Here is a 14,297-nt window from a genome sequence, read left to right as displayed (position 1 = left end):
TTGTGTGTGCCTCGAGTGACGTCGTCCGTCACGGTTTCCAGCGATACATCAGCACCTTGCCGCGCGCATCTTCCTCGACGAAGACGAGGTACTCGCCGTTCTCGCGCCGGAACGCGCTGATGCCGAACGGCACGTCGACCCAGCCGGATGCCTTGCCGACCTCGGCGCCCGGGCTCATCACGCCCACTTCCTTGCCGGTTTCCTTGTCGTACACGTGGATCTTGCCGACCGGCTCCACCCCGAAGAGGTAGCGGCCCTCGACCGTGATCCCGATCAGGTCGAAGATCGGCTTCGCGTCGAGCTGCCACGGCAGCGCGACCTGGTAGCGCACGACCGGCGAACCCGTCGACCACTTGTCGAAGCGGACCAGCACGCGGCCCACCTCCTTGTTGATGCCCGGCTGCGGCGGGGCATCGGCCGTGTAACCGGTCACGTACAGCGTGTCCGTCTGCGCGTCGTAGATCGAGCGGCGCAGCTGCGTGAACGGCTGCGGCATCGGATAGGTCGTGACCTTGTCGTACGCGTAGATCGGGTTGCCGGCCTTGTCGACGCCGCCGTACTGGAAGCGGTGGATGCCGCGCACGTCGCTCGTGCGCCAGATGTCGCCCTTCGTGTCGACCCACCAGCCCCAGCCGCCCGCCTTCGCCTTGCCGGTGGTATTGATCTCGAACTCGTCGGCATCGAGCCGGCCGTTGCCGTTCGCGTCGCGCCACAGCCAGTCGCCGCCCGGCGGTTTGTTCGGCACGTTGTCGACCGGCCGCGCGCGGCCCGCGATCAGGCCGGACGGAATCGCGACTTCGCCGTCGCGCTTCGCGTCGAAGCGGTAGATCTTCAGGTGATCGGCGTACATGTCCGTCAGGTACAGGAACGTGCGGCCGTCGAGGCGACGCGCGATCGGCATGCCGGGCCACTGGTCCGTATGGAACACGGGGTCGTCCGGATACTTGAAGCGGTTCGACAGGAAGCCGGCGTATTTCCAGTCCTGGCCCGGCGGCTTCGACAGGTCGAGCTCGAAGCGCTTGTTGCCCGTGTACACGCTGTTCGGCCGCGCCGGGTCGAGCCACGCGCCGTCGACGAACAGCAGCCCCTGCACCTGCCAGCGCAGCTTGCCGTCCGGCGTGTAGCTTTCGAGCACCGCGCCGAGGCCCGCACCGATCGTGTCGTGACGCGGCCCGATGCCGTTCATCGACACGTAGATGTTGCCCGCCCGGTCGACGCCGACACCCGTCAGCCCGTTGAAACGCTGCGGCCCGGGCCGGCCCGGCACCGGGCCCGCGAAGATGCCGCCGCGCTCGCCGAGCGTGCCCGACTGCGCATAACCCTTGCCGCCTTTCGAGAAAATCAGGATCTGCTGGCGCGGCCCGTTGTCCGCGACGAGCACGCGCCCTTTCGCGTCGACGGCCACGTCCACCGCGTCGGTGCCGTCCGGCAGCGTGGGGGCATCGTCGAGCTTGCGGCCGTCGGCGCGCACGTGCGCGAGGTGCGCGGGCCCCTTGATCGTGTCCGTGAGCAGCCACAGCGTGCCGTCGCCCGCGAGCGCGATGCGGCCCGGCTCGTGCGCGCTCCACGTGCCCTTCTGCTGCATCGTCTCCGCGTCGTACACGTCCACCGCGTCGCGCGACGGGTTCGTCGCGAACAGCGTCTTGTCGTCGGCCGCGAGGCCGCCGACTTCCGCCTTCTGCTCGCCCGCGTCCGGCTTCGCGCTGGCCGGCACCTCGTTCATCACCATGAAGCTCGCGGCCATCCGTGCGCGGCCGGCGTCGGCACGCCCGCCCGGGGCCACCTGCGGCGCCGCGCGGAACGGCGCGGGCTGCTTCATGTCGCCGATCGTGCGGCGCGAGATGCCGAACCACTGCTTGCCCTTGTCGGGCCAGATGCCGGGCGACTGCAGGTGGCCGCGCTCGTTGCCGACACCGATCGCGACGTACGCATATTTGCCGTTCACGGCGATCGCGCTGCCGCCGAGGTTGCCCCAGCCGTGCGTGCCGCCGGCGAAGCCGAGCATCTTCCCGTCCTGGTAGACGCTCGCCTCGGCGCCGCTCTCGTCCCATGGCGCATTCGTATACACCTTGCCTTCAGGCGTCACCGCGATCGCACGGATGTCGATCTGCGTCCAGCTGCCGTCGCCATAGCCGAACGTATTGCCGATCCACGACGTCGTCGCGGGCAACACCGTTTCGGCCGGCGCGGCCCACGTCAGCCATGCCGCGCCCATCGCGATGGCGGCCAGTATCAGACGTCGCAATGCGCTTCTCCACTCGATGCTTCAGCGATCCGGCACAGCGGCCGCAGCCGCGCGAATGCCGCATCGCTAAATGGGTTTCAAACGTCGCGATGCAGGTTACAAGCAAAAATAATCACAAGAAATTTGGAAATATTTGGGGATGTTTCCGCCTGAAATATCGAACCGGAACCCATTCCGAAATACCCGGCGAGGCGGCAAGAACGACCGCCCGATGCGCTCGAAGTTGTAGAAAATGCCGCGCGGGAGCGTCCGGCCCAGGCATCCCGGCCGTGAAATTATCTTCAAGCAATGCGCGTGAAAGGAAATCGGATGATTTCCATCAACCCAATGACGCGCGTTTTTTTGCCGATTTCTTTTCCCTAGAATCGATTTCGATTCGATATATCACCTAATCGCATGAATGACGTTCACGCATCGATTGCGCGGCGCGCCGCCGACACGCCCGTGCCGCAACACGGCCGCATCGTGCAGCTCGACGGGCTGCGCGCGATCGCGGTGGGCGCCGTGTTCCTGCAGCACGCGCTGAAGGCGCCGCTGTGGATGGGCGTCGACCTGTTCTTCGTGCTGAGCGGCCTGCTGATCACCGGCATCCTGCTCGATCGCAAGGCGCGCGGGCAATCGTACTTCAGCCACTTCTACGCACGCCGCGTGCGCCGCATCCTGCCGCCGTACGTGTTGCTGCTGGCGGTGTCGACGATCCTGTTCGGCGCGGGCTGGCTGCCGCACTGGCCATGGTTCGCGTTCTTCTCGACCAACATCGGGCTGTCGCTCGGCAGCATCGGCCACGACAGCCTGAACGTGCTGTGGTCGCTCGCGGTCGAGGAGCAGTTCTACATCTTCTGGCCGTTCGTCGTGCTGTGGTGCTCGGAGCGCGCGCTGCTGTGGGTCGCCGCCGCGCTGATCGTCGCCGCACCGGTGCTGCGCGCGATCGCGACGCCGTGGTTCGACTCGTTCTGGCCGATCTACTACCTGACGCCGTTCCGGATGGACCTGCTCGCCGCCGGCGCACTGCTCGCGATCGTGCTGCGCCGCGACCGGCGCGCGCTGGAACCGTTCTATCCGCTCGCGATCGTCGGCGCGCTCGTGTCGCTCGCGATCCTCGGCTGGCTGCACCTGTCGTTCCCGCGTTTCCGCGCCGCGAACACGCCGCTGTCGAACGCCGCGCTCTACAGCATCTCGCTGCTGCTGTGCACGTCGATCGTCGTGATCGCGCTGCGCGGCCGCGGCCTCGTGCAGCGCGTGCTGACGAACCCGATGCTCGTCTACGTGGGCACCGTCAGCTACACCGTGTACCTGATCCACCTCAGCGTGCTGTACGCGCTGTGGCCGCTGCACCTGAACCGCTTCGTCACGGCCGCGCTGGCGCTCGCGATCACGCTCGCGTACGCGACCCTGAGCTGGTACGGCTTCGAACGGCGCCTGACGCGCGGCCCCGCACGCCGCGCGCTGCCGGCCGCCGCCGGCACGACCGCCTGACTTTCACCCTCCATCGTTTCTACCAGGACAACGTCATGAGCCAAACTCGCAAGAAGAAGGCCATCATCACCGGGATCTCGGGGCAAGACGGCGCTTACCTGACCAAGCTGCTGCTCGACAAGGGCTACGAGGTCACGGGCACCTATCGCCGCACCAGCTCGGTGAATTTCTGGCGCATCGCCGAGCTCGGCGTCGACACGCACCCGAACCTCACGCTCGTCGAACACGACCTGACCGACGCCGGCTCGAGCCTGCGCCTGCTCGAACGCACGCAGCCCGACGAGCTGTACAACCTCGCCGCGCAGAGCTTCGTCGGCGTGTCGTTCGACCAGCCGGCGACGACCGCCGAAGTGACCGGCCTGGGTCCGTTGAACCTGCTCGAGGCGATTCGCGTCGTGAGCCCGACGACGCGTTTCTACCAGGCGTCGACGTCGGAGATGTTCGGCAAGGTGCAGTCGATCCCGCAGACGGAAGCGACTTCGTTCTATCCGCGCAGCCCGTACGGCGTCGCGAAGCTGTACGCGCACTGGATGACGGTGAACTACCGCGAGTCGTACGGCCTGTTCGGCAGCAGCGGCATCCTGTTCAACCACGAATCGCCGCTGCGCGGCCGCGAGTTCGTCACGCGCAAGATCACCGACACCATCGCGAAGATCAGGCTCGGCAAGGCGACCCGCCTCGAGCTCGGCAACCTCGACGCGAAGCGCGACTGGGGTTTTGCACTCGAATACGTCGAAGGCATGTGGCGCATGCTGCAGGCCGACGAACCCGATACCTACGTGCTCGCGACCAACCGCACCGAGACCGTACGCGATTTCGTGCGGATGGCGTTCGCGGCGGCCGGCTACCAGATCGAATGGACCGGCAAGGGCGAACAGGAACGCGGCCTCGACGCGTCGAACGGCAACGTGCTCGTGGAAGTGAATCCGAAGTTCTACCGCCCTGCCGAGGTCGACCTGCTGATCGGCTGCGCCGACAAGGCCAGGTCCAAGCTCGGCTGGGAACCGAAGACGACGCTCGAACAACTTTGCCAGATGATGGTCGAAGCCGATTTGACGCGGAATCAACACCATGACACGTTCTGAAGCCTGACGCCCGTCGCGCCGTGCGTTCGTCACGGGCCTGACAGGCTTCACGGGCCGCTACATGGCGCAACGCCTCGAAGCGGCCGGCTATGAGGTCTGGGGCACGGTCGCGCCCGGCGCGGCACGCCCCGACGATCCGGCCTTCGCGCACTGCACGCTGCTGCCCGTCGACCTGCTCGACGCGCAGGCGCTGCGCGCGGCGGCCGCCGACGCCCGGCCCGATGCGGTCGTGCATCTCGCCGCGCGCGCGCATGTCGCGCAGGACGAGCCGTCGCAAACCTACGCGGTCAACATCGTCGGCACCCGCAACCTGCTGGCCGCACTCGCGGGCCTCGACCGCCGCCCGTCGGCCGTGCTGCTCGCCAGCAGCGCGAACATCTACGGCAATTCGACGGCCGGCGTGCTCGACGAAACCGTCGCCCCCGCCCCAGCGAACGACTATGCGGTCAGCAAGCTCGCGATGGAATACGCGGCGAAACTGTGGGCCGACCGGCTGCCGATCGTGATCGCGCGGCCGTTCAACTACACGGGGGTCGGCCAGAGCGATGCGTACCTGCTGCCGAAGCTCGTCGCGCACTACGCGCGCAACGCCCCGCGGATCTCGCTCGGCAACCTCGACGTGAGCCGCGATTTCTCCGACGTGCGCGACGTGACGGCCGCGTACCTGAAGCTGGTCGAAGCCGCGCCGGCCGGCGAGACGTTCAACGTGTGCTCGGAGCGCGCGTATTCGCTGAAGGAAGTGCTGGCGATGCTGTCGCGTATCGCCGGATACGTGATCGACGTGACGATCGATCCGCGTTTCGTGCGGCACAACGAGGTGAAGAGCCTGTCCGGGTCGCGCGACAAGCTGCGGCGCGCGGTGGGCGAGCTGCCCGTCACGCCGCTCGACGACACGCTGCGGTGGATGGTGGAGGCGATGCGCGGCGCGCAGGCCGCGCACGGCTGACACGTTCCGGCGGGTGGCGAGCGTCGTCAACCGCCCGCCACGCCGCGTGCCGCGCTCAGCCTTCCAGCCCGCGCGCGAGATCGCGGCGCAAGTCCGTCGCGTCTTCGAGACCGACCGCGAGCCGGATCAGCCCTTCGCTGATCCCCGCTGCCGCGCGCGCCTCCGGCGTGATGCGGCCGTGCGTGGTGGTCGCCGGATGCGTGATGGTCGTACGCGTGTCGCCGAGGTTGCCGGTGATCGAGATCAGTTTCGTGTTGTCGATCACGCGCCATGCATTCGCGCGCTGCTGTTCGGGCGTGTCGCCCTTCAGCTCGAACGACAGGATCGCCCCGCCCGCCTTCTGCTGACGCTTCGCGAGTTCGTGCTGCGGGTGCGATTCCAGGCCCGGATGAAACACGCGCGCGACGGCCGGATGCGAATCGAGCCAGCGCGCGATCTCCAGCGCGTTCGTCGATTGCTTCTCGACGCGCAGCGACAGCGTCTCCATCCCCTTCAGCAGCACCCACGCATTGAACGCCGACAGCGTCGGGCCCGCGCTGCGCACGAACGGGAACACCTTGCCCATGATGAATTCCTTCGAGCCGACCAGCGCGCCGCCGAGCACGCGGCCCTGGCCGTCGAGGAATTTCGTCGCCGAGTGCATCACGACATCCGCGCCGAGCTTCAGCGGCTGCTGCAGCACCGGGCTGCAGAAACAGTTGTCGACGACGAACAGCGCGTTCGATGCCTTCGCGATCTTGCCGATCGCCTCGATGTCGGCGAGTTCGGTCAGCGGGTTCGACGGCGTCTCGAGGAAGAACATCTTCGTTTCCGGACGCACGGCTTCCTTCCACGCGTTCAGGTCGGTCGGGTCGACGAAGGTCGTCGTGATCCCGAACTTGCTGAAGATCTGCGAGAACATCCCGAGCGTCGAGCCGAACAGGCTGCGCGAGCTGACGAGGTGGTCGCCGGCCTGCAGCGCGGCCATCACGGCCGACATGATCGCGGCCATCCCGGATGCCGTCGCGATGCAGGCCTCGCCGCCTTCGAGCGCCGCGAGGCGCTCCTGGAACATGGTGACGGTCGGGTTCGTGAAGCGCGAATAGGTGAAGTAGTCTTCCGAATTCGCGAAGCGCTCGGCCGCGTCGGCCGCGCTCTGGAAGCAGAAGCTCGACGTGAGGAACAGCGCTTCCGAATGCTCGTTGAAGTCGCTGCGCAGCGTGCCCGCGCGCACGGCAAGCGTGTCGAAGTTGAGGGAGTCGTCCATGTTCCGTTTTCCGTATTCGATGGTCGCGCGCGAGGCGCGAATCCGGTCAAGTCCAGGCCAAAACAAAAAGCCCGCTATGCGTCGGCATCAGCGGGCTTCGGTGCGGTACGACAGCGATCGACTCGGGCCGGTTGCCACCGGCCTTCGCTTTAGCTGTTTTGGGAAGTCGCCCCGCGTCCGCAAGCTGATATCAAATCGACGCAAGGCCACATCCTATCACGCTTCGTCAAAAGCGTGCGCCGGTGTCACTCGACCGACAGCTGCAGGTTCATCTGCGAGCGCTCGGTGTCGCCGGCCGTGTCGCGATCGGCCTGCGATGCCGGCGTGAGGCGCGCGCGCTCGATCGCATCGAGATACTCGGGCGTCACGTCGCCGGTGATGTAGTTGCCGTCGAAGCACGACGCCTCGAAGCGTTCGAGCTTCGGGTTGATGTCGCGCACCGCGCGGCGCAGGTCGTCGACGTCCTGGTAGATCAGGTGGTCGGCGCCGATGATCTTCGCGACGTCTTCATCGGTGCGGCCGTGTGCGACGAGTTCGCCGCGCGTCGGCATGTCGATGCCGTACACGTTCGGGAACTTCACGGGCGGCGCCGCCGACGCGAAGATCACCGACTTCGCGCCCGCATCGCGCGCCATCTGCACGATCTCGTGCGAGGTCGTGCCGCGCACGATCGAATCGTCGACGATCAGCACGTTCTTGTCCTTGAACTCGATGCTCATCGCGTTGAGCTTCTGGCGCACCGACTTCTTGCGCACGGCCTGCCCCGGCATGATGAAGGTGCGGCCGACGTAGCGGTTCTTGAAGAAGCCTTCGCGGTACTCGACGCCGAGCTTCGCGGCGACCTGCATCGCCGCCGGGCGCGACGAATCGGGAATCGGCATCACGACGTCGATCGGCACGTTCGGCAGTTCGCGCTTGATCTTCTCGGCGAGATAGTCGCCCATGCGCAGGCGCACGTTGTAGACCGGCACGCCGTCGAGGCACGAATCCGGACGCGCGAGGTACACGTATTCGAACATGCACGGGTTCAGCGTCGGGTTCTCCGCGCACTGCTGGCTGTGGAAGTTGCCGGCCTTGTCGATGAAGATCGCTTCGCCCGGCTCCAGGTCGCGCACGAATTCGAAGCCGATGCCTTCGACGGCCACCGACTCCGACGCGACCATCCATTCGGTACCGTGCTCGGTCTCGAGCTTGCCGATGCAGAGCGGGCGGATGCCGAACGGGTCGCGGAACGCGAGCAGGCCGTAGCCGGCGATCAGCGACACGATCGCGTACGAACCCTGCAGGCGGCGATGTACGCCCGAGACGGCCTTGAACACCGACGCCGGGTCGAGCTCGAGGCCCGTGGTCGACAGTTGCAGCTCGTGCGCGAACACGTTGAGCAGCACTTCGCTGTCGGAATTGGTGTTGATGTGCCGGCGGTCGATCCGGAACATCTCGTCCTTCAGTTGCTGCCAGTTCGTCAGGTTGCCGTTGTGCGCGAGGATGATCCCGAACGGCGCGTTCACGTAGAACGGTTGCGCCTCGGCTTCGCTCGACGCCGAGCCGGCGGTCGGGTAGCGCACCTGGCCGATGCCGTAGGTGCCGGGCAGGCTGCGCATGTTGCGCGTGCGGAACACGTCGCGCACCATGCCGTTCGCCTTGTACATGTGGAAATTGCTGCCGTCCGCCGTCGCGATGCCCGCCGCGTCCTGACCGCGATGCTGCAGCAGCAGCAGGCTGTCATAGATCAGCTGGTTGACCGGGGATTGGGAGATAACGCCTACGATGCCGCACATGGCATGTCCTTCAGAATGACAAAATCGGTTCCGTCCTGCCCGGCCGCGTCGTCACACGCGTACGTACTGGGCCATGCCGTCGGGCAGGAGCTGCTTCAGCTCGTGCACGCCCTGTTCGGCGAAAGGACGCAATAGCGCATTGCGCCAGAAATCCTGTTTGGGCAGTTCGGTCAGCCCGGCCGCCGCGACCAGCAGCACCACCAGCACGCAGCCGCGGACGAGCCCGAACATCATGCCCAGCGAGCGGTCGACGCCGCCCAGGCCACTGGCCTGCGCGATCCGCGACAGCAGCGCGTTGGCGACGCCGGCGACCAGCACCACGCCGATCACCAGCAACGCGAAGGCGATCACCCACTGCGTCAGCGCACCGCCCGGCCAGTTCGCCGGAATATACGGTACGACCAATCCGACGTAGCGGCCCGCGATCACGATCGCCGCGATCCAGCCGATCAGCCCGAATATCTCGGATACGAAGCCGCGCCACGCACCGCGCAGCGCCGACAACACGATCACCGCCAATACAGCGTAGTCGAAAGCCGTCAGCATCGTGCGTTACTGCGTCAGACCGGCTTCGCGCACCTTCGCGATCGCGGCGGAAGCCGCCGCGCGATCCGCGAACGGGCCTGCACGCAAGAGTGTAGCTGTGCTGCCATCCGACTGCTTGCGATGCTCGACATATGCGGGCACGCCCGCCGATTTCAACTTGGTGGCCCATGAACGGGCCGTCGCGTCGTCCTTGAACGACCCGAGCTGCACCGCGAAGCGCGCACCGGCCGGCGACGACGGCGACGACGCGTCGCCGCTGTCCGGGCTCGCGGCGTCGGCATTCGCGACGGCCGCGGGGGCGGGCTTCGGCGCAGCCGGCTTCGCCGCGGGCGCAGCCGGTTTCGGCGCGGGCTTCGGCGGCGTCACGCTCGCCGTGGTCGTGGTATCGGGTTTCGCGGCCGGCTTGGCGGCATCCTTCGGCGCGGGCGCCGGTGCGGCCGCAACGGCCGTGTCGGATGCCGGCGGTTCGTCATGCGCGACGCCGGCCTGCACGTCGGACGCATCGTCGTCGCGCGGCGCGACCGCCTGATGCGCGGGCCGGTTCGGGATGTCGATCGCGATGTCGTCCGTCACCGGCTTCGGGTGCGAATCGAGCACCATCGGCAGCACGATCACGGCGGCGACGACGAGCGCGATCGCGCCGACGAGGCGACGGCGCGCACGTTGCTTTTCTGGAAGGGTCGGATCGAGGAGCAGTGCGTCCGATTCCGGACGCTCGGTGCGGCGCGAGCGTCGCTCGACGCGTTCAGTGCGCTCCGTGCGCACGTTCCGGGAGGCCCCGGTGCGACCGCCGCGCCGCGGGGGCGCGTCGTCGTCTTTCTTGCCGAACGAGAAAATTCCCATGAATGGCTGAGTCCGAAACTGCCCGTCAGTCAGTGTTGCTGCGATTTACGGTAGGCCAGCACGCCGGCAACCGTATGGAAACTGCCGAAAACCACGATTCTATCATTCTCGGATGCTCTTTTTAGTGCATCGCGAAACGCTTCGGCGGGCGACGTGTAACGCGTGACGCTCGAATCGGGCCCCTCCTCCACGCCGGCCTTGCGCAGCGCGGCTTCGAGCTGCTCGGCGGTGGCCGCACGCGGCAGCGGCAGGTCGGTCACGCACCAGTGGTCGATCTCGCCCTTCAGGTGCTGCAGCACGCCGTCGATGTCCTTGTCGTGCATCGCGCCGAACACCGCGTACGTGTACGGGAAGAAACCCATGTTGCCGAGGTTCTGCTCGAGCACGGCCGAGGCATGCGGGTTGTGCGCGACGTCGAGCACGATCGCGGGCTTGCCCGGCAGCACCTGGAAGCGCCCCGGCAGCTCGACGTTCGCGAGGCCGAGCCGGATGTCCTGCGCCGACACCGGCAGCACCGGGCGCAGCGCCTCGAGCGCGGCGAGCGCGGCCGAGGCATTGATCAGCTGATTCGCGCCGCGCAGCGCCGGATACGCGAGCGCCGGATAGCGCTTCTCGCGACCGAGGTAGCTCCACTGCTGGCGCTCCGCGCCGGCCTGCGCCTCGTAGCGGAAATCGCGGCCGACGAGCCACAGGTCGGCGCCGATCGCTTCCGCGTGGTCGATCAGCGTTTGCGGCGCGGCCGGATCGCCGCAGATCGCCGGCTTGCCGGCACGGAAGATCCCGGCCTTCTCGAACGCGATCTTCTCGCGCGTGTCGCCGAGGTATTCGGTGTGGTCGATGTCGATGCTCGTGACGATCGCGCAATCGGTATCGATGATGTTGACCGCGTCGAGCCGCCCGCCCAGGCCGACTTCGAGGATCACCGCGTCGAGCCCGCGCGACGCGAACAGGTGCAGGATCGCGAGCGTCGTGAATTCGAAGTACGTGAGCGACACGGGCTCGGGCAGCGACGTGCGCGCAGCTTCGACGGCCTCGAAGTGCGGCAGCAGTTCGTCATCGGTGACGTTCTGCCCGTTCACGCGCGCGCGCTCGTTGAATTCGAGCAGATGCGGCGACGTATGGCAGCCGACCTTGTAGCCCGCGCGGACGAGGATCGTCTCGAGGAACGCGCACGTCGATCCCTTGCCGTTCGTGCCGCCGACGGTGATGACGGGGCATGCGAAATCGAGCTGCAGCGCCGCCTTGACCTGCCCGATGCGGGTCAGGCCCATGTCGATGCCGACCGGGTGCGCGCGTTCGAGATGCGAAAGCCACGCGTCGAGAGTGGGAAAAGTGCTCATCGGATCAAATCTGGATCGGTACCGCCACTACGCCAAAAAACGAAGCGCGCCGCCTGACGCTGGAGCCAGGCGACGCGCAGAGTTCACAACCTTGCGCCGGTCAGGCCAGCGCGTCGGCCGGCTGTCGCTGCAGCAGCGCGAGCAACTGCGCGATTTCGTCGCGCATCTTGCGACGGTCGACGATCATGTCGATCGCGCCCGTCTTCAGCAGGAATTCGGCGCGCTGGAAGCCTTCCGGCAGCTTCTCGCGGACCGTCTGCTCGATCACGCGCGGGCCGGCAAAGCCGATCAGCGCCTTCGGTTCGGCGATCACGACGTCGCCGAGGAATGCAAAGCTCGCCGACACGCCGCCCATCGTCGGGTCGGTCAGCACCGAAATGAACGGCAGCTTCGCTTCGGCCAGCTTGGTCAGCATCGCGGTGGTTTTCGCCATCTGCATCAGCGACAGCAGGCTTTCCTGCATCCGTGCACCGCCCGAAGCGGTGAAGCAGATGAACGGCACCTGCTGTTCGAGCGCGTTCTGCGCGCCGCGTGCGAAGCGCTCGCCGACCACCGAGCCCATCGAGCCGCCCATGAACGAGAACTCGAAGCAGGCCGCGACCACCGGCAGCGTGTGGATCGCACCGCCCATCACGACCATCGCATCGGTCTCGCCCGTGTCGTCCATCGCTTCCTTCAGACGATCGGGATACTTGCGGCTGTCCTTGAACTTCAGCGTGTCGACCGGCACGATTTCCTGGCCGATTTCATAGCGGCCTTCCGGATCGAGCAGCCCGTCGAGGCGCTCACGCGCGCCGATGCGCATGTGGTGATCGCACTTCGGGCACACGTGGAGGTTCGCGTCCACGTCGTTGCGGTACAGCACGGCCTCGCAGGACGGGCACTTGACCCACAGGCCTTCCGGAATGCCCTTGCGGCTTTTCGGGTCGGTCTGCTTGATCTTCGGCGGCAACAGTTTGTCGAGCCAGCTCATCGTATGGTTTCCTGTTCCGTGGCGGGCCGGGCCGCATGGCCCGTTCCCGCTTCCTGTGTTGTGTTTATCGCGCCGTCTTGCCCGCGCCGTCCAGGGCGGCGCGCAGCTCGGCGATGAAAGTCTTCAGCGCGGCGGCGGCACCCTCCGGCGCAGCGCTTTCGAGCAGCTGCACGAGGCGGCTGCCGATCACGACCGCGTCCGACACCTCGGCCACCGCGCGCGCCGTTTCGGCGTCGCGGATACCGAAGCCGACGCCGACCGGAACCGGCACGCGCGACTTGATGGCCGGGATTTTACCCGCAATGCTCGAAACATCCAGATTTCCTGCGCCGGTCACGCCCTTGAGCGACACGTAATACACGTAGCCGCTCGCGATCTTGCCGACGTCGGCGATGCGTTCGTCGGTCGACGTGGGTGCGAGCAGGAAGATCGGATCGATCTGCGCGGCGCGCATCTTCTCGGCGAACACGCCCGCCTCTTCCGGCGGATAGTCGACGACGAGCACGCCGTCGACACCGGCCGCCTGCGCTTCGGCCGCGAACGCGTCGACGCCCATCCGCTCGATCGGGTTCGCATAACCCATCAGCACGACGGGCGTTTTGGGGTCGGTTTCGCGAAAGCGCTTCACGTCGGCGAGCACGCTTTTCAGCGTGACGCCGCGCGCGAGCGCGCGCTCCGACGAGCGCTGGATCACGGGGCCGTCGGCCATCGGGTCCGAGAACGGCACGCCGAGTTCGATCACGTCCGCGCCGCCTTCGGCGAGCGCATGCATGAATTCGACGGTTTTCGCGGGATCGGGGTCGCCGGCCGTGATGAACGGGATCAGGCCCTTACGGCCTTGTTCGGCGAGCGCGGCGAAGGTCTGCTGAATACGGGACATGGCAATTTTCCTGTGTCGATCGGAGTCAGCGCTTGCGCGCTGATTCGATCCCATACAAAGTAGCGTTCGGCGAGGCGGCGGCGCGATTCACGCGCACGCCGGCGCAGCGAGCGCGCTCACGCGCTCGTGCGCGATCGCACAATAGCTTTCGTTGATCTCATAGCCGACGAAGTCGCGCCCCTGCCGTGCGCAGGCCACCGCGGTCGTGCCGCTGCCCATGAACGGATCGAGCACGCGGCCGCCCGGCGGGCAGCTCGCGAGCACCATCCGCTCGATGATTTCCAGCGGCTTCTGGGTCGGATGATCGACGCGCTCCGCGTGCTGCCGGTGCAGGCGCGAGACCGACCAGACGTCCTTCGGGTTGTAGCCCATCTCCAGCCACTTGCTGCCTTCGAACAGCTTGCGCGAGCGGGCCTTCTTCGTGTCGGCGTCGTACGGGATGCGGACCGGATCGAGATCGAAGTAATACGCCCTGGAAACCGCGAAAAAGCCGATGTTGTCGTGCACCGACGTGAAACGGCGCGTCGTGCCGCCCATGCTCGGCACGCGTCGGTCCCAGATGATCTCGTTGACCATCGTGAGCTGCGTCTTCAGGAAACTGAAGATTTCCGGCGCGTACTGCCACGTGCAGAAGATGTACATCGACCCGCTCGGCTTCAGCTTCGGAATCGCGAGCTCGAGCCACTCGCGCGTCCACGCGAGAAAATCGTCGCCCGAACGCTTGTCCGAGTCGTTGCCGTAGTCCTTGCCGAGCCCGTACGGCGGATCGGCGACGATCAGGTCGATCGACGCGTCCGGCAGGTGCGCGGCATCGGTCAGGAAATCGCGGTTGTGCAGTTCGATCCCGGACGGCAGCGCGCGCGGCACGGCGACGGCGGGCTGAACCGCCCCCGCCTCGCTCGCGGCACCGCCGCCCGGTTCTTCGATCAGGTCACGCAT

General features: G+C 66.9%; 13 protein-coding genes. 4 read left to right on the top strand and 9 right to left on the bottom strand.

Annotation, left to right across the window (positions count from 1 at the left end):
* Positions 1 to 28: 28 nt before the first annotated feature.
* A complete protein-coding gene (locus WT26_RS24795; RefSeq protein WP_196774821.1) occupies positions 29 to 2,245 on the bottom strand; it encodes a hypothetical protein in 2,217 nt (738 codons plus the stop codon).
* Here WT26_RS24795 and WT26_RS37575 point away from each other — a divergent pair.
* The 4 genes from WT26_RS37575 to WT26_RS24780 are packed head-to-tail and all read left to right on the top strand — an operon-like array spanning position 2,245 to position 5,752.
* Positions 2,245 to 2,637: a hypothetical protein gene (locus tag WT26_RS37575; protein ID WP_155774694.1), complete on the top strand. Its 393-nt coding sequence runs from the start codon at positions 2,245 to 2,247 to the stop codon at positions 2,635 to 2,637. The two genes, WT26_RS24795 and WT26_RS37575, sit on opposite strands and share 1 nt — an antisense overlap.
* A gap of 4 nt (positions 2,638 to 2,641) precedes the next feature.
* Entirely contained in the window at positions 2,642 to 3,721 is a 1,080-nt protein-coding gene (locus tag WT26_RS24790; RefSeq protein WP_069274196.1) for an acyltransferase family protein, read from the top strand.
* 35 nt (positions 3,722 to 3,756) lie between these two features.
* Entirely contained in the window at positions 3,757 to 4,806 is a 1,050-nt protein-coding gene (gene gmd, locus WT26_RS24785; protein ID WP_069274195.1) for a GDP-mannose 4,6-dehydratase, read from the top strand.
* A gap of 37 nt (positions 4,807 to 4,843) precedes the next feature.
* Positions 4,844 to 5,752 carry an NAD-dependent epimerase/dehydratase family protein gene (locus WT26_RS24780; RefSeq protein ID WP_231130533.1) on the top strand — a complete coding sequence of 303 codons (909 nt, stop codon included), beginning with the start codon at positions 4,844 to 4,846 and terminating at the stop codon, positions 5,750 to 5,752.
* Between the two features lie 55 nt (positions 5,753 to 5,807).
* Here the strand turns inward: WT26_RS24780 and WT26_RS24775 are convergent, their stop codons facing one another.
* The 8 genes from WT26_RS24775 to WT26_RS24740 form a co-directional block, all read right to left on the bottom strand.
* Complete coding sequence (locus tag WT26_RS24775; RefSeq protein WP_069274194.1) at positions 5,808 to 6,998, bottom strand: O-succinylhomoserine sulfhydrylase; 1,191 nt, start codon at positions 6,996 to 6,998, stop codon at positions 5,808 to 5,810.
* A 245-nt stretch (positions 6,999 to 7,243) separates the two neighbouring features.
* Positions 7,244 to 8,776 (bottom strand): amidophosphoribosyltransferase, encoded by a 1,533-nt coding sequence (purF, locus tag WT26_RS24770; protein ID WP_021158732.1) that lies wholly within the window; start codon positions 8,774 to 8,776, stop codon positions 7,244 to 7,246.
* 51 nt (positions 8,777 to 8,827) lie between these two features.
* Positions 8,828 to 9,322 carry a CvpA family protein gene (locus tag WT26_RS24765; protein WP_027782633.1) on the bottom strand — a complete coding sequence of 165 codons (495 nt, stop codon included), beginning with the start codon at positions 9,320 to 9,322 and terminating at the stop codon, positions 8,828 to 8,830.
* A gap of 6 nt (positions 9,323 to 9,328) precedes the next feature.
* A complete protein-coding gene (locus WT26_RS24760; protein WP_059905099.1) occupies positions 9,329 to 10,165 on the bottom strand; it encodes an SPOR domain-containing protein in 837 nt (278 codons plus the stop codon).
* Between the two features lie 29 nt (positions 10,166 to 10,194).
* Positions 10,195 to 11,505: a bifunctional tetrahydrofolate synthase/dihydrofolate synthase gene (folC, locus tag WT26_RS24755; RefSeq protein ID WP_059665552.1), complete on the bottom strand. Its 1,311-nt coding sequence runs from the start codon at positions 11,503 to 11,505 to the stop codon at positions 10,195 to 10,197.
* Positions 11,506 to 11,605: 100 nt separating this feature from the next.
* Complete coding sequence (gene accD / locus WT26_RS24750) at positions 11,606 to 12,478, bottom strand: acetyl-CoA carboxylase, carboxyltransferase subunit beta (RefSeq protein ID WP_059521400.1); 873 nt, start codon at positions 12,476 to 12,478, stop codon at positions 11,606 to 11,608.
* A 64-nt stretch (positions 12,479 to 12,542) separates the two neighbouring features.
* Positions 12,543 to 13,358 carry a tryptophan synthase subunit alpha gene (gene trpA, locus WT26_RS24745; protein ID WP_027791147.1) on the bottom strand — a complete coding sequence of 272 codons (816 nt, stop codon included), beginning with the start codon at positions 13,356 to 13,358 and terminating at the stop codon, positions 12,543 to 12,545.
* Between the two features lie 87 nt (positions 13,359 to 13,445).
* Complete coding sequence (locus WT26_RS24740; protein WP_059905095.1) at positions 13,446 to 14,297, bottom strand: DNA-methyltransferase; 852 nt, start codon at positions 14,295 to 14,297, stop codon at positions 13,446 to 13,448.

The organism is Burkholderia cepacia, assembly GCF_001718835.1.
GTDB lineage: Bacteria > Pseudomonadota > Gammaproteobacteria > Burkholderiales > Burkholderiaceae > Burkholderia > Burkholderia cepacia_F.
The sequence above is the reverse complement of the archived record's forward strand: the minus strand, read 5'-3'. Positions and strand labels throughout refer to the sequence as shown.